Genomic DNA, 24,606 nt, shown 5'->3' with positions numbered 1-24,606 from the left:
CGCTTCAATGCGGGGGAACTCGGGTCGGTGAACCGCGCCCTACGGATGTGAAGGCGCCCCCGTGTCGCGGGGGCCGGCCACCGACCCGAACGGTCCGTCCAGCCGTCGTGAGCATTCACAGAGAGGCCTGTGCATGCCGTACGCCCCACCCCACGCGGACTCCGGCACCGACGCCGCCGCGGACCTGGACGCGGCGCTGCGCGACGGCCCCTTCCACGTCGCCCTGCGCGCCGCGATCGCCGCTCGAGGGCTTCCCCTGCAACGCGTCCAGCACCACCTGTCACGGCACGGCGTGAGAGTCGGGATCACCAGTCTGAGTTACTGGCAGCAGGGCGCCCGGCGTCCGCAGCGTCCCGAGTCGATGAGGGCGGTCCGGGCCCTGGAGGAGATCCTGCGTCTGCCTCGGGAGTCCCTGATCCGGCTGCTCACGGAGGCCCGCGGGGACACGGCCGCCGGGCAGCCGCCGGGGCGCTCGTACCGTTCGTTCCCGGAAGCCCCTGACACCCTCACCGAACTGCTCGTCGAACTGGAGTGCCCTCCGGACGGCGGGCTCGTCGCCCTCGGCCACCACGAGCGCGTCCGCATCGGCTCGGCCCGGGAACTGCGGGAACAGGAGTCCCAGCACATCGTCCGCGCCCACCGCGACGGCGTCGACCGCTTCGTGGCCGTCCACCGCGGCGACCCCGGGTGCGACCCGGAGCGCATGGCGCTGCACGCCCTGGAGAACTGCCGCCCCGGCCGCGTCCGGCGACACCTCGACACCGGCATCCTCGTCGCCGAGCTCCTCTTCGACACCCGCCTGCGGGCCGGCGACACCTTCCTCTTCCGCTACGGCGTCGAGGACGGCACCGCCGGTGCCTCCCGGGAGTACGTCCGCTGCTTCGGCACGCCGGGCGGCCAGTACGCGCTGCAGATCCGGTTCGACGAGAACGCGCTGCCCGCACGCTGCCACCGCCTCACCCGTCCCTCGGCGGCGGCACCGCGCGGCGGCCGTCAGGAACTGGCGCTCAGCCGACGGCACCGCTCCGTGCACTTCGTCGAGCCTCGCGTGCGGTCGGGCGTGATCGGCATCGGGTGGGACTGGGAGTGAACGGGCGAGCCGTCCGGGAGGGGACGCCCGTGGGCGTCAGGCGCCCGGACCGGCGACGATCCTGCCGTTCTCGGCCGTGACGGACAGCGCGTTCAGCGGCACGGTCGCCGGTTCCCGCAGCACCTCGCCGGTCGTCGCGTCGAACTCGCTGCCGTGGCAGGGGCAGATCAAAGTCATCCCGTCGAGACTGTTGACGGGGCACCCCGCGTGGGTGCAGACCGAGCTGTACGCCTTCAGCTCTCCGTTCCCGGACCGGCTGACCACCACGTTGTGGTCGCGGTAGAGCTTCGCGGTGCCCGGCGCCACGTCGCTGTCCGCACCGAGTTCCACCGGAGCGGTGGGCGTGGGCGGTGCCGCCGCTTCGCCGGCCGGCGCGCAGGCGGCCAGACCGAGTCCCGCCGCGGGCGCGAGAGCCGATGCCGCAGCGAGCCTGGCGGCGGGCGCGAGAGCCGCTCCTCGCAGGACGGTACGGCGGCGTGCGGAGGGTCGGCCGGGCATGGGGGGCTCCACGGGGGTCGGCGGGCGGCAGGACGGCGGGCTCCGTGCGGCGGCGCCCCGATCCCGGCCCGGACGTGGCACACACGGAGGCCGGGCGCGGGAGCGTGTGCGCCTCGGAACACGCGCACGATATCGCCGGAGCGGGTGCGTGCAGACGGCGGGTTGCGTGGGCTTGCAGGAGGTTGCATGGACTTGTGAGGGGTTGTGTGGGGCGTAAACGCTTGCGCAAGCGTTTACGCACATCTCGGGATGGGATAGCTTCCCGCCAGGAACGGCACCGCCGCAGGCGACAGAGGGGGACTCCTTGGCCACCATGGCCGACGTGGCACGGCAAGCGGGGGTCTCCGTGGCGACCGTCTCCCATGTGCTGAACGAAACCCGCCCGGTCCTCCCCCACACCCGCCAGGCGGTCCTCGACGCCGTGGACGAGCTCGGCTACACACCCAACTCCCTCGCCCGTTCCCTGGTGACCTCCCGCACCCGCTCCATCGGGCTCGCCGTGTCGGCGATCAGCAACCCGTACTTCACCGAACTCCTCCAGGGGGTCGAGGCCGCGGCCCTGGCACAGGGATACAGCCTGCTGATCGCCGATCCGCACGACGATCCGGTGCACGAGCGGAAGGCCGTCCAGCTCCTGCACGAGCGGCGGGTGGACGGCGTGATCGTCGCACCGTCGGCGGAACCGGACGGACTCCTGGCCTACCTCACCCGCCACAGGGTGCCCACGGTCCTCCTCGACCGGACCAGCGGCACACCGGCCGACGGCGCACCCCGCTTCGACCAGGTCTGTGCCGAGAACACCGAGCCCACGGCGCGGCTGGTCACCCATCTGGCGGGACTCGGCCACCGGCACATCGCGTTCGTCGCCGGCCTGCCCGGCCTCAGCACCACCGCCGAACGGATCACCGGCTACCGGCGCGGTCTGGCGGCCGCCGGTCTGCCCTGCGACGAGCGTCTTCTGGTGCACGGTGACTCCGCGTCGGCCGGTGCCGAACGGGCCACCGCCGCCCTGCTGTCCCTGGACACCCCGCCGACCGCCCTGGTCTCCGGCAACAACGCGATGACGCTCGGCGTCCTGCGCGAACTGCGCGCCCGGGGTCTGACCGTGCCCGACGACCTCGCGCTGTGCTGCTTCGACGACTTCGCCTGGGCGGACCTGTTCTCGCCCCGGCTGACCGCGATCGCCCAGCCCAGCAAGGGCATGGGCGTCGAGGCCGTCCGCGTCCTCCTCGAACGTATCGCCGCACCCGACGGGCCCGCCCGGACCGTGCGGCTCCCCTGCACCTTCGTGCACCGCACGTCGTGCGGCTGTGACCCGGACCGGCCGTCCGCGCCGTCCGAGAAAGGAACCGCCCCGTGATCGTCGTCGCAGGTGAGGCCCTGATCGACCTGGTACCGCAGGAAACGGGCGCCCTCGCCCCGCTGCGGCCCGCCCTCGGCGGCGGCCCCTACAACACGGCCGTGGCCCTCGGCCGGCTCGGTTCTCCCACGGCCTTCTGCTCCCGTGTCTCCTCCGACGCCTTCGGCGAGGCGCTGCTGGCCGGACTCCGGGAGGTGGGCGTGGACGGGTCGGCGGTGACGCGCGGTCCGGAACCGACCACCCTCGCCGTCGCCACGGTCGACGGGAGCGGCTCGGCCGCCTACTCCTTCTACGTCGAGGGCACCGCCGACCGGCTGTTCACCGTCCCTGCCGCACTGCCCGCCGGGACGCGGGCGGTGTCCTTCGGCACCTGCTCGCTCGTCCTGGAGCCGGGTGCGAGCGCCTACGAGGAGCTGATGCGGACGGCCGCGGCGCAGGGCCTGTTCACCGCGCTCGACCCGAACATCCGGCCCGGGCTGATCCCGGACGCCGACGCCTACCGGGCACGGTTCAAGAGCTGGCTTCCGTCGGTGTCCCTGCTGAAGCTCTCGGAGGAGGACGCCCGATGGCTGGGCGGCACCCCGCGCGAGTGGCTGTCCGCCGGACCGGCGGCCGTCGTGATCACTCACGGCGGCGACGGACTGACCGCCTTCACCCAGGACGGCGCGGTGTACCCGGTGCCGGGCGAGGAGGTCGAGGTGGTGGACACCATCGGCGCCGGCGACACCGTGAACGCGGCTCTTCTGCACGGTCTGTCGGCGCGCGACGCGCTGTCTCCGGCGGCGGTCGCGAGTCTGGGCCGCGAGGGCTGGGAACGACTGCTGCGGTTCGCGGCCCGCGCCGCGGCGGTCACCTGCTCCCGGGCGGGCGCCGAGCCGCCGTACGCCGCCGAAGTCGGCGAGCCGTAACGGGTCGCGGCGGGTGATGGAGCGGCCTGCATCCACCGGCCGGGGTCCCGGACGGCCGGTGTGCATCAGCCGCTCTCCGGGCGCGAGCACCCCTGACCGGACTTCTGCTTCTGCTTCTCTCGGTGCTGTTGTCAAGGTGCGACCGGCCCCGCGGGTCCTCGGACGCAGGGCCAGGGTGGCTGCTGGTGGAACGGACGGCGCCCCGCGGGGAGTTCCCGCGGGGCGCCGCGCTTTTCCGGAACATCCTGTGTTTTCAGGACTGTTCGGAAGTGGTCATGTTCTGTCGGATACGGTCGGCTGCTTGTGTTCGGCCGGAGGCCGGGCGCGACTCGGCTCGTCTCAGGCCTTGCGGGCCCGCACCGTCTTCTTCGCCGGCGTCGCCTTCTTGGCGGTGGAGGCCGCCTTCTTCGTCGCCGCGTTGTTGACGGACGTCGTGGCGGACGCCGTCTTCCGCGCCGTCGACCTCGCCGCGACCGTCTTCTTGGCCGCGGTCCCGCGCGCCGGCTTCACCGGCGCCGCGTCGCTGATGCGGTCGGCTCCGAGGATCTCCCGCAGGAACTTGCCGGTGTGACTGGCCGGGACGCCGGCGACCTCCTCCGGTGTGCCCTCGGCGACGACCAGGCCACCACCTGCGCCGCCCTCGGGGCCCATGTCCACGACCCAGTCGGCGGTCTTGATCACGTCGAGGTTGTGCTCGATGACGATGACCGTGTTGCCCTTGTCGACCAGGCCGGCGAGGACCTTGAGGAGCTTGCTGATGTCCTCGAAGTGCAGACCCGTGGTCGGCTCGTCCAGGACGTAGACCGTACGGCCGGTGGAACGCCGCTGGAGCTCGCTGGCGAGCTTCACGCGCTGCGCCTCACCGCCGGACAGGGTGGTCGCGGACTGACCGAGCCGGACGTAGCCGAGGCCGACGTCCTTGAGGGTGTTGAGGTGCCGGGCGATCGCGGGAACGGCCTCGAAGAACTCCGTGGCCTCCTCGATCGGCATGTTGAGCACGTCGGCGATGGACTTGCCCTTGTAGTGGACCTCCAGGGTCTCCCGGTTGTAGCGGGCGCCGTGGCAGACCTCGCACGGGACGTAGACGTCCGGCAGGAAGTTCATCTCGATCTTGATCGTGCCATCGCCCGAGCAGTTCTCGCAGCGGCCGCCCTTGACGTTGAAGGAGAAGCGGCCGGGCAGGTAGCCGCGGACCTTCGCCTCGGTCGTCTCGGCGAACAGCTTGCGGATGTGGTCGAAGACGCCGGTGTACGTGGCGGGGTTCGACCGGGGGGTGCGGCCGATGGGCGACTGGTCGACATGGACGACCTTGTCGACGAGGTCGTCGCCGTCCACGCGCGTGTGCCGTCCCGGCACGTTCCTCGCGCCGTTCAGTTCGCGGGCCAGGTGGGTGTACAGGATGTCGTTGACCAGCGTCGACTTGCCGGAGCCGGACACACCGGTGACCGCGGTGAACACGCCCAGGGGGAAGGAGACGTCGATGTCCTGGAGGTTGTTCTCGCGGGCGCCGTGGACCGTGAGGTGCCGGGACGGGTCGCGCGGGCGCCGTACGTCGGGCACCGGGATGGCCTTCTTGCCGGACAGGTACTGACCGGTCTGCGACTCGGCGTTCGCGAGCAGTTCCTTGAAGGACCCGCTGTGGACGACCTTGCCGCCGTGCTCGCCGGCACCGGGGCCGATGTCGACGACCCAGTCGGCGATCTTGATGGTGTCCTCGTCGTGTTCGACGACGATGAGCGTGTTGCCCATGTCGCGCAGCCGCACGAGGGTCTCGATCAGCCGGTGGTTGTCGCGCTGGTGCAGGCCGATGGACGGCTCGTCGAGGACGTACAGGACGCCGACGAGGCCGGAGCCGATCTGCGTGGCCAGGCGGATGCGCTGGGCCTCGCCGCCGGAGAGCGTGCCGGCCGCGCGGTTGAGCGAGAGGTAGTCGAGGCCGACGTCGACCAGGAACCGCAGCCGCTCGTTGACCTCCTTGAGCACGCGCTCGGCGATCTTCTTGTCGCGGGCGTTGAGCTTCAGCTCGCCCAGGAACTCGGCGCAGTCGCTGATGGACATGGCGGAGACCTCGGCGATGGACTTCTCCATGATCGTGACCGCGAGGACGATCGGCTTCAGGCGGGTGCCCTCACAGGTGGGGCAGGGCACCTCGCGCATGTAGCCCTCGAAGCGCTCGCGGCTGGCGTCGCTCTCGGCCTCGCCGTGCCGGCGCTTGACGAAGGGGACGGCGCCCTCGAAGGGCGTCGTGTACACGCGCTCGCGGCCGTACCGGTTGCGGTAGCGGACCTCGATCTGGGTCTTGTGGCCGTACAGGAGCGCCTTCCTGGCGCGCTGCGGCAGGCCCGCGAAGGGGATGTCCGTCCGGAAGCCCAGCGCGTCCGCGAGGGCGCCGATGAGGCGGCCGAAGTAGTCCTTGGTGTGGCCGTGCGACCAGGGGTGGATGGCCCCCTCGTCCAGCGACTTGTCCTCGTCGGGGACGATCAGCTCGGGGTCGACCTCCATGCGCGTCCCGATGCCGGTGCACTCCGGGCAGGCGCCGAAGGGCGAGTTGAAGGAGAAGGAGCGGGGCTCCAGTTCTTCGAAGGACAGGTCGTCGTACGGGCAGTAGAGGTGTTCCGAGTACATGCGCTCGCGCTCGGCGTCGTCCTCGGGGAGGTCGACGAAGTCGAGCACGACCATGCCGCCGGACAGTCCGAGGGCGGTCTCCACGGAGTCGGTGAGCCGGCGCTTGGCGGACTCCTTCACCGTGAGGCGGTCGACGACCACCTCGATGGTGTGCTTCTCCTGCTTCTTCAGCGTGGGCGGGTGGGCGAGCTGGACCGTCTCGCCGTCCACCCGCGCGCGGGAGTAGCCCTTGGTCTGGAGGTCGGCGAAGAGGTCGACGAACTCGCCCTTGCGCTCGCGCACGAGCGGCGACAGCACCTGGAAGCGGCTGCCCTCCGGCAGTTCCAGGACCCTGTCGACGATGGCCTGCGGCGACTGGCGCGAGATCGGACGGCCGCACTCGGGGCAGTGCGGCTTGCCGATGCGCGCGAAGAGCAGACGCAGGTAGTCGTAGACCTCGGTGATGGTGCCGACCGTGGAGCGCGGATTGCGCGAGGTCGACTTCTGGTCGATGGAGACGGCCGGGGAGAGGCCTTCGATGAAGTCGACGTCCGGCTTGTCCATCTGGCCGAGGAACTGGCGGGCGTACGAGGAGAGCGACTCCACGTAGCGCCGCTGGCCCTCGGCGAAGATCGTGTCGAAGGCGAGCGAGGACTTGCCCGACCCCGACAGGCCCGTGAAGACGATGAGCGAGTCGCGCGGCAGGTCGAGCGAGACATTCTTGAGGTTGTGCTCGCGCGCGCCACGGACGATGAGACGGTCGGCCACGCCGGTCCGCACCTTTCTTGAGAGAAGTGACAGGGGCGGGGCCCCCGTCTTCCTCAGACTAGGGGGAGCCACTGACAGCGCCGGTCGGGATTCACCGGATGACAACAATCCCCGGCCTTCCAGCATGCCCGATGCCGCCACCGACCATATAGCACGTGCATTCGATTTATGGCCGCGGTCCGTCATCTTCACCCGAAGGGGTGGCAGGGCTAGTGTCAGCGCCATGACTGATCACGCTCATGACCTGGGGTGTGTACGTGAAGCGACCGAGCGGCTGCTCGCTGCGGTCGCCGGGCTGGACAACGCGGCAGTGACCGAGTCGTCACGTCTTCCGGGCTGGAGCCGGGGACATGTCCTCGCCCACCTGGCACGCAACGCCGACGCTTTGGTCAACGTCCTCCAGGGCCGGCCCATGTACGCATCGGGCGAGACCCGGGAGACCGACATCGAGCGGGACGCCCGCCGCCCGCTCGATGTCCAGCTGGCGGACGTCCGGGACAGCACGGCCCGCTTCCTGGAGGCGGGCGCCGCGCCCGCCGACTGGTCACGCACGGTCGAGCTGCGAGGCGGGGTCACCGACGCGGCGGCCCGGGTGCCGTTCCGGCGGTGGGCCGAGGTCGAGCTGCACCATGTGGACCTCGGGATCGGTCACGAGCTGGAGGACCTGTCGGCGGAGTTCACCGAGCGGGAGATCGACTTCCTGGCCCAGCGGTTCGCCGGACATCCCGACGTGCCGCCGACCCGGCTGACGGACGGCACGCGCGCGTGGCGCACCGGCCGGGAGACCGGCGCTCCCGAGGTGACCGTCGCAGGGCCCCGCGCGGACCTCCTGGGCTGGCTCGCCGGGCGCCGCGACGGCTCGGCCCTGGACGTCGACGGAGGTCCCCTCCCGGCCCTCCCGCCGCTATAGGCTGCCGTCATGACGTACACCGGAGAGGTGAGGGTCGGCGGCCCGGCCGACGTGCACGAACTCAAGGACCTGATGATCACCAAGATCGCGGTCGGTCCGATGGACAACAACGCCTATCTGCTGCGCTGCCGGGCCACGGACGAGCAGCTGCTGATCGACGCGGCCAACGACGCGCACACGCTCCTCGGCATGATCGGTGACGACGGCATCGCCTCCGTCGTCACCACCCACCGTCACGGTGACCACTGGCAGGCGCTCGCCGACGTCGTGGCGGCCACGCGCGCGCGTACGTACGCCGGCCGGGACGACGTCGAGGGCATCCCCGTGCCGACCGACGTCCCCGTCGACGACGGCGACGTCGTGCGGGTGGGGAACGTGGAGCTCACCGCGCGCCACCTGGTCGGACACACCCCGGGCTCGATCGCCCTCGTCTACGACGACCCGCACGGCCACCCGCACGTCTTCACGGGCGACTGCCTCTTCCCGGGAGGCGTGGGCAACACCCGCAAGGACCCCCGGGCGTTCGCCAGCCTGATCCACGACGTCGAGACGAAGCTCTTCGATGTGCTCCCGGACGAGACCTGGGTCTATCCGGGACACGGCAACGACACCACCCTGGGCGCCGAGCGCCCGCACCTGCCGGAGTGGCACGCGCGCGGCTGGTGAGCCACCCCGCACGCCCGCGCTCCCGCGACGGCGCACGCCCCCCTGTGTACCTGCGGTACCTGCGCAGTGCGCACCCAGGGGGCGTGCGCCGTCTCATGCGCTCCCCGTGAACGACGTGCACGCTCTGGCGCCCCACGCGCATTTCCCTTCTCCCGCACCCACCCGCGCGGTCGACCGGTGGCAGCTCCGCGCGGGAGGACGCCTCCCCCGCACGCCATGGGCCGCCGGTCTTCTCCCGCCCCTCGGCCGGCGGCCCAGGCGCTCTCGAAAGCCCTTTTCACACGGCTGCAACACCCGTTCCCACAGGGTGGACAGTCGCTGATGTGATCTCGACAGAACACGGCATGCACTGCCACTCTCCCGCCATGCCTTCTGACCCTCGTGTCCTGCGCCGCGCCGCCGTCGGCGTCACCTCGGTCCTCCTCGCCGCCGCAGTCGGCTGCGCACCGCAGCCGGAGGACGAGGCGGCCGCCGCGCCGTCCGGTTCGGCCGGGAGCGCCTGCGCCAAGAGCACGCTGGCCACCAAGACCTCCGGCAAGCTGACGATCGCCACCGACTCCCCCGCGTACGAACCGTGGTTCAACGACGACAAGCCCGCCAACGGCCAGGGCTTCGAATCGGCGGTGGCCTACGCCGTGGCGGAGCAGCTCGGCTACGACGAGAACGCCGTGGTGTGGCAGAGCGTGCCGTTCAACAAGGCCTTCGCACCCGGTGAGAAGACCTTCGACTTCGACATCAACCAGGTGTCCATCAGCGACGAGCGCAAGAAGGCCGTGGACTTCTCGTCCGGCTACTACGACGTGCGCCAGGCCGTCATCGCGCTGAAGGGCACGAAGGCCGCGAGCGCGACGAGCATCGCGGACCTCAAGGGCCTCAAGCTGGGCGCCCAGGTCGGCACCACCAGCCTGGACTACGTCGACGACGTCGTGCAGCCGACGCGGGCAGCCGCCGTCTACGCCAAGAACGACCAGGCCAAGTCCGCGCTGAAGAACGGCCAGGTCGACGCCATCGTCACCGACCTGCCGACCGCCTTCTACATCACCGCCGCCGAGGTGACCGACGGCACCGTCGTCGGCCAGTTCGAGAACCAGGGCGGTACGCCGGAGCAGTTCGGGCTGGTGCTCGACAAGGGCAGCGCGCTCACCTCGTGCGTGACGGCCGCCGTAGACGCCCTCCGTCAGAACGGCACCCTGGCGAAGATCGAGCAGCAGTGGCTCTCCGACGCCGTCGACGCCCCGGTGCTCAAGTGACGGTCACCGAGGAGGAGCCCGAGGCGGAGGGCGCGGACGACAGCCGGAACGTGCCCGCGAGCGGCCCCGGGAACGGCGAGGAGGGGGCCGGTCACGGGTACGTCCCCTCGCGGCGGCGGCTGGAGCGTGAACGCCACCGGCGCACCCGCGCGCGCCGCGCCACGGCGATCGCCGCGCTCTCGACCCTGGTCACCGCCGTCGCGCTCTATCTGGTCGTCGTCAGCGCGCCCGGCTGGCCCCGCACCAAGGAGACGTTCTTCGACGGGCGGTACGCGCGCGAGGCCTTCCCGAAGGTCCTGGAAGGGCTCTGGCTGAACGTCCGCCTGCTGTTCGTCTGCGGCGCCGCCGTGCTCGTCCTCGGCATGATCATCGCCGTGGCCCGGACCCTGCGCGGCCCTCTCTTCTTTCCCCTGCGCGTACTGGCGGCGGCGTACACCGACTTCTTCCGTGGACTGCCGCTGATCATCAACCTGATGATCGTAGTGCTGGGTGTCCCGGCACTGCGTCTGCAGGGGGTCACCGTCGACCCCGTTCTGCTCGGCGGCACGGCCCTGACCCTGACGTACTCGGCGTACGTCGCCGAGGTGTTCCGCGCGGGCATCGAGTCGGTCCACCCCTCGCAGCGCGCGGCGGCCCGCTCGCTGGGCCTCACCAACCGGCAGGCCCTGCGGTACGTGGTGCTCCCCCAGGCCGTGCGCCGTCAGGTGCCCCCGCTGCTGAACGACCTGGTGTCCCTGCAGAAGGACACCGGTCTCGTGTCGATCGGGGGCGCCATCGACGCCGTGCGCGCCGCGGACATCATCGTGGGGCGCAGCCTCAACTACACGCCGTACGTCGTCGCGGGTCTGGTGTTCGTGGCGCTGACCATTCCGATGACGCGCTTCACGGACTGGGTGACCGCCCGGATGGACCGTCAGCGGGCCCAGGGAGGAACGACATGAGCGACACGTCCGCACCGCCCGGCGGCCGGTCCGCTTCCCCCGACGGCTCGCCCGTGCTGCGGATGGAGTCCGTCCGCAAGACCTTCGGCGGTTCCGTCGTCCTTCGGGACGTCGATCTGGAGGTCGCCCCGCACACGGTGACCGCGCTGATCGGCGCCTCCGGCTCCGGCAAGTCCACCCTGCTGCGCTGCGCCAACCTGCTGGAGGACATCGACGACGGGGCGATCTGGCTGGACGGTGAGGAGATCACCGACCCGCGCGCCGACCAGGACGCGGTACGGCGCCGTATCGGCGTGGTCTTCCAGGCGTACAACCTCTTCCCGCACATGACCGTACTGGAGAACATCACGCTCGCCCCGCGCCGCGTGCACGGCGTCGACCGCGCCGAGGCCGAGGAACGCGCGCGGGAGCTCCTGGAGCGGCTCGGTCTCGGCGGGAGGGCGGGCGAGTACCCCGACCGGCTCAGCGGCGGACAGCAGCAGCGTGTCGCCATCGTGCGCGCCCTCGCCGTACGCCCACGGCTGCTGCTGCTCGACGAGATCACCGCGGCTCTCGATCCGGAGCTGGTGGGCGAGGTCCTGAACGTCGTCCGCGACCTCAAGGACGACGGCATGACCATGGTGCTGGCCACGCACGAGATGGGCTTCGCCCGGGAGGTCGCCGACCAGGTGTGTTTCCTGGACGCGGGTGTGGTGCTGGAACACGGCACCGCCGCCGAGGTCTTCGGCGATCCCCAGCGGGAACGCACCCGGCGCTTCCTGCGGCGGATCGTGGAGGCGGGCCGCCTGTAAGGACCGGGCACCTGGAGGGTGCGGCTTACACCGGCAGGCGGGTCACGCGTCCGCCTGTGCCGGTCCCGCCAGCGCGGCGACCCGCTCCACGCCGAACACGTACCCCTGCACGCCGCAGCCCGCGATGACGCCGTCGGCGCGCAGGGAGACGTACGAGTGGTGCCGGAACGACTCGCGCCGGTGGATGTTGGAGATGTGGACCTCCAGCACGGGCAGACCGTCGCAGGTGTTGAGCGCGTCCAGGATGGCGACCGAGGTGTGCGAGTAGGCGCCCGGGTTGATCACGATGCCGCAGTGGTGCGCACGCGCCTCGTGGATCCAGTCGATCAGCTGCCCCTCGTGGTTGGACTGCCGGAAGTCCACCGTGCCCCCGTGCGCGGCCGCCGCCTTGACGCACAGCTCCTCGACGTCGGCGAGGGTGTCGGCCCCGTAGATCTCGGGCTGGCGCTGCCCCAGGAGGTTCAGGTTGGGGCCGTTGAGAATCATGATCGGGGCGTCTGCCAGGGTGCGGGGCACGGTTCCTCCGGTCCGTTCGACGTGGGGCGGTCCGTCGGGGACCGCTGCTCGAACCCGGTTTATCACGGTGAGAGCGCGGGGCAGCAGGCCGTACCCTCCCTGCATGACGCCCCCTTCGTACCCGCCCAAGCCCTCGCCCGGCGACCGCATAGCCGTCCTCTCGCCCTCCGCCGGGCTGCCCGGACTCTTCCCGCGCCCCCACGAACTGGGCCTGCGACGGCTGCGCGAGGAGTTCGGGCTCGAGCCGGTCGAGTTCCCGACGACCCGGACGATGGGTGCGACCGCGCAACAGCGGGCCGACGACATCCACGCGGCGTTCGCCGACCCCGGGGTGAAGGCGGTCATCGCGTCGATCGGCGGCGACGACCAGATCACCGTCCTGCCGCTGCTGGACCGTGAGCTCCTCCGCGCGAACCCGAAGCCGTTCTTCGGGACGAGCGACAACACGAACCTGCTCGCCTACCTGTACAACACGGGCATCGTCGGCTATCACGGCGCGAGCGTGATGGTGCAGCTCGGCCGGCCCGTGGCCATGGACAAGCTGACCGCGGACTCCCTCCGGGCGGCGCTGTTCACCTCCGGCGCGTACGACCTGCGGCCCGCCGAACACTGGACGGACGTCAACCGCGACTGGGCCGACCCCGCGACGTTCGAGACGGAGCCGGAGACCCGGCCCGGTACCGGATGGACCTGGCACAACGCCGACCGCGTGGTGGAGGGCCGCAGTTGGGGCGGCAGCGTGGAGATCCTCTCCTGGCTGCTGATGGCCGACCGGGAGATCGCGCACGACCTGTCCGAGTACGACGGTGGCGTGCTGTTCCTGGAGACCTCGGAGGAACTGCCCAGCGCCACGGAGGTCTTCCGGATCCTCCGCAACATGGGCGAGCGCGGCCTGCTGCGGCGCTTTCCGGCGCTGATGATGGGCCGTGCCAAGACGTGGTCGTTCGAGCGTCCCAACAGCCCGGAGGAGGGCGCGCGGTACGCCGCCGAACAGCGCGAAGCGGTGCTGCGTGCGCTGCGGGCGTACGCCCCTGACACCCTGGCCGTCTTCGACGTGGACTTCGGCCACACCGACCCGCAGCTCGTCATCCCCTACGGCGGGACGGTCCGCGTCGACGGGCCCGCCCAGCGCATCACCGTCACCTACTGAGCCGACCGCCCACGGTGTGCGCTGCCGCGCGCCCCGTAACCCCTCGTGACGGCGGGTAGTTGACGCGGCATGCACGAAGCGCGCGTGACCGCGCCCTCCATGACCCGGCTCGCGTCCGCCTCGCTCGCGGGAACGGCCATCGAGTTCTACGACTTCTTCGTCTACGGAACGGCGGCCGCGCTGATCCTGGGTCCGCTGTTCTTCCCGACGTTCTCGCCGTTCGCCGGGACGCTGGCCGCCTTCGGGACGTTCGGCGTGGGCTTCGTGGCACGGCCGCTGGGGTCGGTGCTCTTCGGGCACCTCGGGGACCGGCACGGGCGGCGGCCGGTGCTGGTCGTCTCCCTCCTGCTGACCGGCGCCTCGACGGTCGCCGTCGGGTGCGTGCCGACGTACGGGTCGATCGGGGCGACCGCTCCCCTGCTGCTGATCCTGCTGCGGTTCCTCCAGGGGCTCGGGCTGGGCGGCGAGTGGGGCGGCGCGGTGCTGCTGACCGCGGAGCACGCGCCCGCCGAGCGGCGCGGACTGTGGTCGAGCTTCCCGCAGGTGGGGCCCGCGGTGGGTTTCGTGCTGGCCAACGGGGTGGTGCTGGCCCTGTCGGCGACGCTCACCGAGGCGCAGTTCGCTCAGTGGGGCTGGCGGGTGCCCTTCTGGGCGGCCGGGGTGCCGGCGGTGCTCGGGCTGTGGCTCAGGTCGTCGCTTCCCGAGAGCCCGCGGTTCCTGGAGATCGGCGATCACGCGCGCGTGCCGCTCGTCGAGGTCGTGCGCTCCCACTGGCGGCTCGTCCTGCTGACCGCGGGAGCTATGGCCGTCGGGTACGCGATCTTCTACGCCGTGACGACGTGGTCGCCTGCCTATGCCACGGAGCGGCTCGGGGTGAGCCGCAACGTCATGCTGGCCTGCGTCCTGGCCGCGGTGGTGGTCAAGGGCGCACTGACGCCCCTGGCGGCCCTGGCCGGTGACCGCCTGGGCCGACGGCCGCTGTGCCTGACCGGGTGCGCGGCGGCCGCCGTGTGGATGTTCCCGATGGTCGCGCTCCTGTCGACCGGCCGGCCACTGCCGATGTTCGTGGGTCTCCTGGGGGCGCTGATCGCGTTCATCACGATGTTCGCCGTGATCGCCGCCTATCTGCCGGAGTTGTACGAGCCGCGCGTGCGCTGCACGGGCGCGGCCGTCGGCTACAACCTCGGCGGCGTGCTCGGCGGCGCGCTCACGCCCCTCGTGGCCACGGCCCTCGCGGAGCAGTCGGGGCGGGTGCCGTGGGGTGTGGGCGCCTATCTGACGGGCGTCGCGCTGCTCAGTCTGGGCTGTTTCGCCCTGCTGCCGGAGACCCGGCCGACGCCGGTGGCGGCGACGGGTGCCGCTTCGAAGGCGGAGCCGGAGGCTGCCGCGGGGTGAGGCGGGGCGGCCGGCGTCCGTCATCGTGGGACGCGTCCGGGCGTGCGCGTCCGAGCGTGCCGACCGGCCTCACGGATTGATCGCGAGTTCCAGATAGGCGGCGAAGACGACCAGATGCACACCGCCCTGGAGCGGTGTGGCCCTCCCCGGCACCACCGTCAGGGAAGCCACCACGACCGTCAGGGCGAGCAGCACCATGTGGGTGGCGCTGAGGCCGAGGACGAGCGGGCCGGAGAGCCATATGGACGCGAGGGCGACGGCAGGGATGGTCAGGCCGATGCTGGCCATCGCGGAGCCGAGCGCGAGGTTGAGGCTGGTCTGCACCCGGTCGCGCCGGGCGGAGCGCAGCGCGGCGATGGTCTCGGGGAGCAGCACGAGCAGGGCGATGATCACACCGACTACCGCGTGGTGCAGACCGGCCGCCTCCACGCCGGACTCGATGGTGGGGGACACGCCCTTGGCGAGCCCGACCACGCCGATCAGGGCCAGGCCGAGGAGTCCGAGGCTGATCAGGGCGGTCCGGGAGGACGGTGCGTCGGCGTGGTCGTCCGCGGTGATGACGCCGCCCTGCCGGGCGATCGGCAGGAAGTAGTCGCGGTGCCGTACGGTCTGGGTCGCCACGAACAGGCCGTAGAGGATCAGCGAGGAGAGCGCGGCGAAGGTGAGCTGGACGGCGGAGAACTCCGGTCCCGGCTTGCTGGTGGTGAAGGTCGGCAGGACCAGGCTGAGCGTGGCCAGGGTCGCGACGGTCGCGAGGGCCGCTCCGGTGCCCTCGGGATTGAAGATGGCCGTGCCGTGGCGCAGCGAACCGACGAGCAGACACAGCCCGACGACGCCGTTGCAGGTGATCATCACGGCGGCGAAGACCGTGTCCCTGGCGAGCGTCGCGCTCTTGTCGCCGCCGTCCGCCATCAGGGTCACGATCAGGGCGACCTCGATGATCGTCACGGCCACCGCGAGCACCAGGGACCCGAACGGTTCGCCCACCCGGTGGGCGACGACCTCCGCATGATGGACGGCGGCCAGGACGGCTCCGGCGAGGACCACGGTCACCAGGGAGACGACCGGGCCGGGCAGGCCGCGCCCCCAGGTCAAGACCAGCAGGACGACCGCCAGTACGGGCACGAGGGACGTCCACCGGTTCGTGAGCGGCCTGAGCCAAGCGATCATGCTGCGATCGTCGCAGAGCGGGACGGGCTCCGCATGTCCGGCCCGTGCGTCTGGTTCTTGGCTCATGCGGCCGCTCCCTGGTCGCGCTGGTTCGGTCGTCGAGCGACGAGGCCGGCGGCGAACGGCCGGGAGCGATGGCCGGCAGTGCACCCGGTCACCGCTCCCGTCGCCGCCTGGTCGTGCGAGGTCAGACGTCGAGGCTGTCCTTCGGAACGCCTTCGCTCTCGTTCGGTGCCTTCTCGGCCGCCGCCTGCTTCCGGGAGGCCCGCAGGCTGGTGATCGTCGTGACGATCAGCACGGAGCAGATGACGCCGAGCGAGACGGGGATGCTGATCTCCGGGACGTGGACCCCGGACTCGTGCAGCGCGTGAAGCACCAGCTTCACTCCGATGAAGCCGAGGATGACGGACAGGCCGTAGCTCAGGTGCACCAGCTTCTTCAGCAGGCCGCCGATGAGGAAGTACAGCTGCCGCAGCCCCATGAGGGCGAACGCGTTCGCCGTGAAGACGATGTACGGGTCCTGCGTGAGACCGAAGATCGCGGGGATCGAGTCGAGAGCGAAGAGCACGTCGGTGGTGCCGATCGCGAGCATGACCACGAGCATCGGGGTCATGACCCGCTTGCCGTTCTGCTCGATCCACAGCTTGGTGCCGTGGTAGCGGTCGGCTACGCCGAACTTGCGCTCAACCGCCTTGAGGAGCTTGTTCTCCTCGTACTCCTCGTCCGCCTCGTCGGCCCGGGCCTCCTGGATGAGCTTCCAGGCGGTCCAGATCAGGAAGGCGCCGAAGAGGTAGAACACCCACGCGAAGCTGGCGAGGATCGCGGCGCCCGCGGCGATGAAGACGGCTCGCAGGATCAGGGCTATGAGGACGCCGACGAGCAGGACCCGCTGTTGGTACTGCGACGGGACCGCGAACTTCGCCATGATCAGGACGAAAACGAAGAGGTTGTCGACGCTGAGGGACTTCTCGGTGATGAAGCCCGCGAAGAACTCTCCGGCGGGCTGGCCGCCGCCGAAGAACAGCAGGCCGAGCCCGAAGAGTCCGGCGAGGGCGATCCAGACGCCGGTCCAGATGCCGGCTTCCTTGATCGACACGTCGTGCGGTTTGCGGCCGATGAAGAAGTCGACCGCGATGAGGGCGGCCAGGCCCACGATGGTCAGGACCCACAGGGTCACGGAAACATCCACTGCGCCTCCGGCAGTACGTAACGGCAGGTAGTCAGCGTCGTCGCGCTGCCGGAGGTCTCTTCCACCCCGGGTCCCGGTTCACATCACACGCGTGGGACCGCACGGGCCGACGCCCCGGGATCTGACTCGATCCGTATTGACGGGTACGCCGCAGCAGGTAGGGAGTACTCCCCTCCGTACGGAAAACAGTACCCGAATCACCAAGGATTGGTAAAGCACTTGGTAAAGGAAAACCAAAAGCCCCTGCTCGTGGCGCCTTTACGGGTGCTTGGGGAAGCCGTGGGAGTGGTTACCGCAACCAGGTCCGGCGAGCCGTGGCGACCTGGGTGAGGACGTCTTCGAGGACCTGGCTGCCCGACGGCACGAGCGCGGGTTCGTAGGTCCAGGCATGCCCGACCCAGGGGTCGGCGAGGTGGTCGTCGGGGACCGGCGTCAGACGCATCAGCCCGCGCCACAGCGGATCGAGCAACGGACCGTAACCACCGGCGTCCTCCCGGTCGGCGACCATCATCAGATGGACACCGACGGCGGGACCCTCGTCCGCGAGGTAGCGGAGCTGGTTGACCGCACGGTCGTCGAAACCGTGCGGGAAGTCGTTGACGACCAGGAGCTGCTGGGACGCGTCGAAGCCGGGAGGCAGCGAGTCGGCCGCGCCTCCGCGGACGGCCATCTGCACCAGGTCCACGCGCTGGGTGAGCCGGCCCAGGGCATCCGCCACACCGGCCGCGCCGACGGCGGGCGGGCCCGCGAGCACACCGGTCCGCACCAGGGGAGCGAGGGCCTGCGCGCCCGACCCCGCCGGGTCGATGACGTGGACGGTGAACTCGCCTGCGGGATGGACCGCCAGCAGGCGTGCCGTGTGCGCCACGGCCGATTCCATGGCGAGGCGCCTCAGCTCGTGGGAGTCGGCGAAGGAGCCGTCCGACGATCCCGTTCTGCCGCTGTCGATCCACAGCCCGCGCTCCAGCGGCAGCCGGATCAGCATGGGGATGCGCAGCCGCTCGCTCTCGGGCAGGTGGAGATCGCCCAGGCGCAGGGCCATGGGCATCTCCATGGGCACGCGGTAGGCCTGCCAGACCGGGTTGTCCCAGCGCGCGAACGCGGGCGGCAGCGCCGGCTCCACGACGTCGGCCTCGGCGGTGAGCTGGGCCAGATCCCGGTCCAGGGCCTGCTGGGCCTGCTCGACGAGCTGCGCGTATTTGGCGCGGGCCGCCTCGCGGGCGGCGTCCGCCCGGCCTCCGACGCGGCTGCGCGGATCGGACAGGATCTGGTCGAGCTCGTTCTCCCTGCGGGTGTCGGCGAACTCGACCGCACTGCGGTAGGCGGCCGTGGTGCGCGCCAGGTCCTCGAACATGCCCCAGACCTGGTTGTAGAGCCGCTCCTCCAGGGACCAGCCGGTCGCGTCCCCCGCGACGGGCTGCGCAGGCTGCCCGGGCTGGACCGGGGGCGCGGTGGGCGGGGGCGGTGGGGCGGTGCTGCGCCGACGCGGGTGGCGGTAGTCGACCGGGCCACCCGTGGGGGGCTCTGACGGCGCCGACGGCTGGGTACCGGCCGACGGGTCGGCCGGTACGGAGCCCGTCGGGTAGCCCGCCCCGGGGTCGGAGGAGCCGGGCGCGCCGGGGCCCTGGACGGGGGTTCCCCCAAAGGGGCCGGTGGCGCCCTGGGCGGCCTGTGCGCCGTACGGAGAGCCGCTCTGGTCCTGGCCGAGGGTGGACGCGGCCGCCTGCCGGGAGCGGTCGCCGTCCGTCGTGCGCGGCGGTGGAGCGGGCACCGAACGGGCCAGGCCCAGTGCCACGGCTTCCTGGATCCCGGCCGCGACCTCGTGTGCCTGCGGCAGGCCCTGGTCGGCGAGGAGCTCGGCGAGGCCCCCGGCGTAGCCCTGGCCGACCGCGCGCACTTTCCACGCGCCCTGGCGCCGGTACAGCTCCAGGGCGACCACGGCCGACTCGGTGTCCAGGCCGGTGATGGTGTAGCTGGCGACCTCTGCGCCGTCGAGACCGGTGACCGCGACGAAGGGGGCCGCGACGGAGCCGAAACCGATCGGTCCGCCGACGCCCGAGGGCAGGGCGAGCAGGATACTGACGCGGTGCACGTCCGCGGCGACGGCGTCCAGGTCCACCGCGAGGCGGTGATCGGCGGCCGCCTGCCGGGGGACCTCGACGCCGGGCAGGACGGGCGCGCCCGGGTGCGCCACCCACTCCGCGCCGTGGATCCTCCCGCTGTCGTCACCGAGGGTGGCCCCGGCGACGATCGGCGTTCCGGCCGCGATCCTGACCTCGAGGCGGACCTGGGAGAGCGGGTGGTTCTGCCCCCGCACCAGCTCGGCCGTCATCGCCTGTCGCCCCCCCCTGCGTCGCGTGTGGTGTCGTGGTGTCCCGCTCGTCCCGGCCGGGTCTTACAGGACGGGCAGGATGGCGGGCAGCAGGTCCTGGAAGGTGCGGCCGTTGGCCGGGGTGCCGAGAGCGGTCATGCTCCAGCCGCTGCCGACGCGGTGCACCTTGGCCATGACCTGGGCCGTGTACGCGCCGCCACCTGCGAGCGTGTAGCGGGCCAGCTCCTGGCCGTTGGTCTCGTCGACCAGACGGCAGAACGCGTTCTGCACCTCCTGGAACGTCTGGCCCGTGAAGGAGTTGACGGTGAAGACGATCTGGTCGATGTGGACCGGGACGCGGGCCAGGTCGACGAGGATCGCCTCGTCGTCGCCGCCCTGGCCGACACCGCCGACGAGGTTGTCACCGGTGTGGCGGACGGAGCCGTCGTCGCTCACCAGGTGGCGGAAGAAGACGACGTCGACCGGCTGCTTGTCCGCGAACAGGACGGCGGAGGCGTCGAGGTCGATCTCCCGGGTGCGGGAGCCGAACAGGCCACGCCGGGGGGCCGCCTGCCAGCCGAGACCCATGCGCACCGCGGTCAGGCTGCCCCCGTCGTTCTTCTGCAGACTGATGGCCTGACCCTTGGTCATGTTGACGGTCACGCGCTGATTCCCCTCTCGAACTGTCCCCTGTTGCCGCGGACCCGCGGTTGACGAAACCCTACGCAAGGGCACTGACAGCGCCGTACCCGAGACCGCACTTTGTGTCGTTCTTGCAACACAGTGCGTACGGCGCCCGAGCGCTCCTGGTCCGTCAGGCCAGGCCGGCCTCCTTCATCTGGCGCAGTTCCTTCTTCATCTCGGAGACCTCGTCGCGGAGCCGGGCGGCGACCTCGAACTGGAGGTCGGCCGCGGCAGCCCGCATGCGCTCCGTCATCTGCTCGATCTGCTCGGCGAGCTCGGCCGCGGGGCGGTCGGTCGGGACGCTCCGCGCGGCCGAACCCTTGGCGGGCTTGGCGGACTTCGCTCCCTTGGCCGCCTTGTCGCCGAGGGCGGGCACGGGCGCCTTGGTGGCGCGGCCGTCCTTCTGCGCCCGGTAGCCCGAGCCGAGCAGCTGCTCGGTGTCGACCTCCTCGCGGGCGATCTGGGCCACGATGTCGTTGATCTTCTTGCGGAGGGGCTGCGGGTCGATGCCGTTCGCCTTGTTGTAGGCGATCTGCTTCTCCCGGCGGCGGTTGGTCTCCTCGATCGCCCGCTCCATGCCGGGGGTGATCTTGTCGGCGTACATGTGGACCTGGCCGGAGACGTTGCGCGCCGCGCGGCCGATCGTCTGGATCAGCGAGGTGCCGGACCGCAGGAAGCCCTCCTTGTCGGCATCGAGGATCGCCACCAGGGACACCTCGGGGAGGTCGAGACCCTCCCGCAGGAGGTTGATGCCGACCAGGACGTCGAACTCACCGGCGCGCAGCTCGCGCAGCAGCTCGATGCGGCGCAGGGTGTCGACATCGCTGTGGAGGTAGCGCACCTGGATGCCGAGTTCCAGGAAGTAGTCGGTGAGGTCCTCGGCCATCTTCTTGGTGAGGGTGGTGACCAGGACGCGCTCGTCCTGGTCGACACGTGTCCGGATCTCGTGCACCAGGTCGTCGATCTGCCCCTCGGTGGGCTTGACGACGACCTCGGGGTCGACGAGCCCGGTGGGGCGGATGATCTGCTCGACGACGCCGTCACCGCGCGACAGCTCGTACTTTCCGGGCGTCGCCGACAGGTAGACGGTCTGTCCGATGCGCTCCTGGAACTCTTCCCACTTCAAGGGTCGGTTGTCGAGGGCGGAGGGCAGGCGGAAACCGTGGTCGACGAGGGTGCGCTTGCGGGAGGCGTCGCCTTCGTACATGGCGCCGATCTGCGGGACGGTGACGTGGGACTCGTCGATGACGAGCAGGAAGTCGTCCGGGAAGTAGTCGAGCAGGGTGTTCGGCGGGGAGCCGGGCGAGCGGCCGTCGAAGTGCATCGAGTAGTTCTCCACGCCGGAGCAGGAGCCGATCTGGCGGAGCATCTCGATGTCGTAGGTGGTGCGCATGCGCAGCCGCTGGGCCTCCAGGAGCTTGCCCTGCTTCTCCAGCTCCGCCAGGCGCTCGCCCAGCTCCTTCTCGATGTCGTTGACGGCCCGCTCCAGGCGCTCGGGCCCGGCGACGTAGTGGGAGGCCGGGAAGACATAGAGCTGCTCGTCGTCGCTGATGATCTCGCCGGTGACCGGGTGGAGCGTGGACAGGGCCTCGATCTCGTCGCCGAACATCTCGATGCGGACGGCGAGCTCCTCGTAGACCGGGAAGATCTCGATGGTGTCGCCGCGCACCCGGAAGGTGCCGCGGGTGAAGGCCATGTCGTTGCGCGTGTACTGGATGTCCACGAAGCGGCGCAGCAGCTCGTCCCGGTCGATCTCCTCGCCGACCTTGAGGGGGACCATGCGGTCCACGTACTCCTGCGGAGTACCGAGGCCGTAGATGCAGGAGACCGAGGCGACCACGATGACGTCCCGCCGGGTGAGCAGCGAGTTGGTCGCGGAGTGACGCAGGCGCTCGACCTCCTCGTTGATCGAGGAGTCCTTCTCGATGTAGGTGTCCGACTGCGGAACGTACGCCTCGGGCTGGTAGTAGTCGTAGTACGAGACGAAGTATTCGACGGCGTTGTTCGGCAGCAGCTCGCGGAACTCGTTCGCCAGCTGGGCGGCCAGCGTCTTGTTCGGCGCCATCACGAGCGTGGGGCGCTGGAGCTTCTCGATCATCCACGCGGTGGTGGCGGACTTGCCGGTGCCGGTCGCGCCCAGGAGGACGACGTCCTTCTCGCCGGCCTCCACGCGCTTGGCCAGCTCGGCGATGGCCGCCGGCTGGTCGCCGCTGGGCTGGTAGGGGCTGACGACCTCGAAGGGCGCCACCGTGCGTTCGATCTGGGAAACGGGCCGCATGCCATCCACCGTACGACCCCCCACTGACAACGGGGTCCGGTCAGCGGTTCTGCGGGGTCCGGGGCTCGTGCGAGGACACCTTGCGGCGGGTGCGCAGCGGGGTCCGGCGGACGGGGTGAGGGATCTGGCCGTGGGCGGGGACGCCGGGCTTGTGCTCGACGGGGGCCCAGTCGGGCTTGCCCATGACCATCAGCGGGTCGAACAGGACGACGGCGCCCGCGAGGCAGAGGAAGGAGAGGGGGCCGATCAGCATCGGTGCGAGCAGGCCGGCGGGTGCGTCGCCCTGGATCGGCGCACCGGTGGTGTGCAGATGGACGCTGACGGCGGCCATGCCCGTGTAGTGCATGCCGGAGACTGCCAGCCCCATGACGAGGCCGGCACCCACGCTCCACAGGAGGCCCCTGACCTGGCCCGCGGCCCACAGGGCGGCCGTGGCGGCGGCCATGGCTATGGCGACGGAGGCGGCGACGGTGAGCGTGTCGTACTCCAGGTTGCCGTCGAGCTGAAGGCCGGCCATGCCCAGGTAGTGCATCGAGGCGATGCCCAGACCGGTGATCGTGCCCCCGGTGAACAGGGCGGTCCCGGTGGCTCCCCGGTAACCGACGATGAAGATCCCGACTCCGACCATGACGATGGCCACGGCCAGGCTGGCGTAGGTGATCGGCTTGTCGTAGTGGATCGGTGCGTCCGCGACCGTGAAGCCCATCATCGCGATGAAGTGCATGGTCCAGATGCCGGAACCGATCGCCGCGGAGGCCAGGGCGAGCCATCCCGGGCGCCAGGAGTCGGCGACGAGCAGGGCTCTGGTGGTGCACCGCAGGCCGAGTGCGCCACCGAGGCAGGCCATGACGTAGGCCACCAACGGTGTGACGATTCCGTAGCTGAATCCGTCGACCGTGCCGTACATGCGCGGTTGCCCTTCCGCCCTGTTGCTGGATGTCCCTGTGACGCGCACCCCTCCCCGGACGGCGCGAGTGGCCAGAGGTGACGCAGAGAGTATGACTGCCACCGGAATGGTCGAACGATTTTCCGGCAAAGAAACACGCCCCTGCCCCACATGTGCGGCAGAAGTGAGGGGCCCGGACTTCTCCTGTCGTTCGCGGGGCCGTCGTGCACTGCTCCGCCGTGGAGCGTCTGCTGCGAGAGTGGAGCTGTACGTGATCGCCCGAACGCGAGGAGTGCGCATGTACGCGCGCGTAGTTGCCGCCACGACGACCGTGTTGGTGGGCGTCGTGGTCCTGCTGCTGTCCGTCCACGACGCGCGGGGCGCCGGCGGCCGGCCGGAGGTGATCGCCCACCGGGGGGCGTCCGCCGCGGCTCCCGAGAACACCCTGGCCGCCGTCGACGCGGCGGCCGGTCTGGGCGTCCGCTGGGTGGAGAACGACGTCCAGCGCACAAAGGACGGCGAACTCGTGGTGGTCCACGACGACAGCCTCCGCAGGACGACCGATGTCGAGGAGGTCTTCCCGGAGCGCGCTCCCTGGCAGGTGAGGGATTTCACCGCGGCCGAGATCGCGCGGCTCGACGCGGGCAGCTGGTTCGGTTCCGCGTACGCGGGCGCGCGCGTGCCGACACTGAGGGAGTTCGTCCGCCGCGTCGAGCATCACCGTCAGAGCCTGCTTCTGGAGATCAAGAACCCCCAGCTGTATCCGGGGATCGAGCGGGACACCCTCAAGGTGCTGGGCAACGAGGGGTGGCTCGACCAGCGGCACCTGGACGGCCGGCTGGTCGTGCAGAGCTTCAGCACCGGGAGCCTGCAGACCCTCCATGATCTGAAGCCGGCGGTCATCACCGCGCTGCTGGGCCGCCCCCCGGTGGCGGACCTGCCCGGCCACGCACGATTCGCCGACCTGATCAACCCCTCGTACACGTCTCTCTCCCAGGACTATGTGTCCGCCGTGCACGCGGTCACGGGTCCGCACGGCAAGCCGCTGCGGATCTTCGTATGGACCGTCGACGACGCCTCCGCCGCCCGGGTCGTGGCCGGGTACGGCGTCGACGGCATCATCACGAACCGGCCCGACGTGGTGCGGCAGGCACTGCCGCGCCCCTGACGTCCCCCTCGCCCGCCGGGCCGTCCCCTGCCGCCCTCCGGTCCGGTGCGGCCGTCCGGGGGGCGTTGTCAGT

20 protein-coding genes are annotated in these 24,606 nt (G+C 71.0%); 11 read left to right on the top strand and 9 right to left on the bottom strand.

What is annotated here, in order from left to right:
* The first annotated feature begins 133 nt into the window (after positions 1–133).
* Entirely contained in the window at positions 134–1,090 is a 957-nt protein-coding gene (locus tag ACZ3KJ_RS05265) for a hypothetical protein (RefSeq protein WP_467524734.1), read from the top strand.
* Between the two features lie 36 nt (positions 1,091–1,126).
* On the opposite strand, the gene ACZ3KJ_RS05260 is transcribed toward ACZ3KJ_RS05265, so the two are convergent.
* Entirely contained in the window at positions 1,127–1,588 is a 462-nt protein-coding gene (locus ACZ3KJ_RS05260; protein ID WP_467524732.1) for a Rieske (2Fe-2S) protein, read from the bottom strand.
* A gap of 304 nt (positions 1,589–1,892) precedes the next feature.
* Here ACZ3KJ_RS05260 and ACZ3KJ_RS05255 point away from each other — a divergent pair, with 304 nt between their 5' ends.
* Entirely contained in the window at positions 1,893–2,948 is a 1,056-nt protein-coding gene (locus tag ACZ3KJ_RS05255) for a LacI family DNA-binding transcriptional regulator (protein ID WP_467524730.1), read from the top strand.
* Positions 2,945–3,856 carry a carbohydrate kinase family protein gene (locus tag ACZ3KJ_RS05250; RefSeq protein ID WP_467524728.1) on the top strand — a complete coding sequence of 304 codons (912 nt, stop codon included), beginning with the start codon at positions 2,945–2,947 and terminating at the stop codon, positions 3,854–3,856. Before ACZ3KJ_RS05255 ends, ACZ3KJ_RS05250 begins: the two co-directional genes overlap by 4 nt.
* Before the next feature lie 339 nt (positions 3,857–4,195).
* Here ACZ3KJ_RS05250 and uvrA read toward each other — a convergent pair whose 3' ends face one another.
* Entirely contained in the window at positions 4,196–7,228 is a 3,033-nt protein-coding gene (gene uvrA / locus ACZ3KJ_RS05245; protein ID WP_467524726.1) for an excinuclease ABC subunit UvrA, read from the bottom strand.
* A 223-nt stretch (positions 7,229–7,451) separates the two neighbouring features.
* Here uvrA and ACZ3KJ_RS05240 point away from each other — a divergent pair, with 223 nt between their 5' ends.
* From ACZ3KJ_RS05240 to ACZ3KJ_RS05220, 5 genes are all read left to right on the top strand, one after another.
* The gene (locus ACZ3KJ_RS05240; RefSeq protein WP_467524724.1) at positions 7,452–8,138 is read left to right on the top strand and encodes a maleylpyruvate isomerase family mycothiol-dependent enzyme; all 687 of its coding nucleotides are present in this window, start codon (positions 7,452–7,454) and stop codon (positions 8,136–8,138) included.
* Positions 8,139–8,147: 9 nt separating this feature from the next.
* Entirely contained in the window at positions 8,148–8,804 is a 657-nt protein-coding gene (locus ACZ3KJ_RS05235; protein WP_467524722.1) for an MBL fold metallo-hydrolase, read from the top strand.
* A gap of 365 nt (positions 8,805–9,169) precedes the next feature.
* Positions 9,170–10,054 (top strand): ABC transporter substrate-binding protein, encoded by an 885-nt coding sequence (locus ACZ3KJ_RS05230; RefSeq protein ID WP_467524720.1) that lies wholly within the window; start codon positions 9,170–9,172, stop codon positions 10,052–10,054.
* Positions 10,051–10,995: an amino acid ABC transporter permease gene (locus ACZ3KJ_RS05225; RefSeq protein ID WP_467524718.1), complete on the top strand. Its 945-nt coding sequence runs from the start codon at positions 10,051–10,053 to the stop codon at positions 10,993–10,995. Before ACZ3KJ_RS05230 ends, ACZ3KJ_RS05225 begins: the two co-directional genes overlap by 4 nt.
* 62 nt (positions 10,996–11,057) lie before the next feature.
* Positions 11,058–11,786, top strand: coding sequence for an amino acid ABC transporter ATP-binding protein (locus tag ACZ3KJ_RS05220; RefSeq protein ID WP_467524818.1), 729 nt, complete (start codon positions 11,058–11,060; stop codon positions 11,784–11,786).
* A gap of 42 nt (positions 11,787–11,828) precedes the next feature.
* Here ACZ3KJ_RS05220 and aroQ read toward each other — a convergent pair whose 3' ends face one another.
* The gene (aroQ, locus tag ACZ3KJ_RS05215) at positions 11,829–12,302 is read right to left on the bottom strand and encodes a type II 3-dehydroquinate dehydratase (protein ID WP_467524716.1); all 474 of its coding nucleotides are present in this window, start codon (positions 12,300–12,302) and stop codon (positions 11,829–11,831) included.
* Between the two features lie 103 nt (positions 12,303–12,405).
* On the opposite strand from aroQ, the gene ACZ3KJ_RS05210 reads away from it, so the two are divergent.
* Together ACZ3KJ_RS05210 and ACZ3KJ_RS05205 are read left to right on the top strand one after the other, a co-directional pair.
* Positions 12,406–13,452, top strand: a complete 1,047-nt coding sequence (locus tag ACZ3KJ_RS05210; protein WP_467524714.1) for a S66 family peptidase — start codon at positions 12,406–12,408, stop codon at positions 13,450–13,452.
* Between the two features lie 99 nt (positions 13,453–13,551).
* A complete protein-coding gene (locus tag ACZ3KJ_RS05205) occupies positions 13,552–14,847 on the top strand; it encodes an MFS transporter (protein ID WP_467524816.1) in 1,296 nt (431 codons plus the stop codon).
* A gap of 69 nt (positions 14,848–14,916) precedes the next feature.
* Here the strand turns inward: ACZ3KJ_RS05205 and ACZ3KJ_RS05200 are convergent, their stop codons facing one another.
* The 6 genes from ACZ3KJ_RS05200 to ACZ3KJ_RS05175 all read right to left on the bottom strand — a co-directional run bounded on the left by ACZ3KJ_RS05200 (position 14,917) and on the right by ACZ3KJ_RS05175 (position 23,386).
* The gene (locus ACZ3KJ_RS05200) at positions 14,917–16,017 is read right to left on the bottom strand and encodes a calcium:cation antiporter (protein ID WP_467524712.1); all 1,101 of its coding nucleotides are present in this window, start codon (positions 16,015–16,017) and stop codon (positions 14,917–14,919) included.
* Between the two features lie 187 nt (positions 16,018–16,204).
* A complete protein-coding gene (locus tag ACZ3KJ_RS05195; protein ID WP_467524710.1) occupies positions 16,205–17,206 on the bottom strand; it encodes a TerC family protein in 1,002 nt (333 codons plus the stop codon).
* 289 nt (positions 17,207–17,495) lie between these two features.
* Positions 17,496–19,538 carry a TerD family protein gene (locus ACZ3KJ_RS05190; RefSeq protein WP_467524708.1) on the bottom strand — a complete coding sequence of 681 codons (2,043 nt, stop codon included), beginning with the start codon at positions 19,536–19,538 and terminating at the stop codon, positions 17,496–17,498.
* A 63-nt stretch (positions 19,539–19,601) separates the two neighbouring features.
* Positions 19,602–20,180 carry a TerD family protein gene (locus tag ACZ3KJ_RS05185; RefSeq protein ID WP_389511481.1) on the bottom strand — a complete coding sequence of 193 codons (579 nt, stop codon included), beginning with the start codon at positions 20,178–20,180 and terminating at the stop codon, positions 19,602–19,604.
* Between the two features lie 151 nt (positions 20,181–20,331).
* Positions 20,332–22,479 carry an excinuclease ABC subunit UvrB gene (gene uvrB, locus ACZ3KJ_RS05180; protein WP_467524706.1) on the bottom strand — a complete coding sequence of 716 codons (2,148 nt, stop codon included), beginning with the start codon at positions 22,477–22,479 and terminating at the stop codon, positions 20,332–20,334.
* Between the two features lie 40 nt (positions 22,480–22,519).
* Complete coding sequence (locus ACZ3KJ_RS05175; RefSeq protein ID WP_467524704.1) at positions 22,520–23,386, bottom strand: MHYT domain-containing protein; 867 nt, start codon at positions 23,384–23,386, stop codon at positions 22,520–22,522.
* 277 nt (positions 23,387–23,663) lie between these two features.
* Here ACZ3KJ_RS05175 and ACZ3KJ_RS05170 point away from each other — a divergent pair, with 277 nt between their 5' ends.
* A complete protein-coding gene (locus ACZ3KJ_RS05170; protein ID WP_467524702.1) occupies positions 23,664–24,533 on the top strand; it encodes a glycerophosphodiester phosphodiesterase in 870 nt (289 codons plus the stop codon).
* Positions 24,534–24,606 lie beyond the last annotated feature (73 nt).

The sequence above is a fragment of the Streptomyces sp. NPDC003248 genome (genome assembly GCF_055563235.1).
This window is presented reverse-complemented; position numbering and strand designations above follow the sequence as displayed.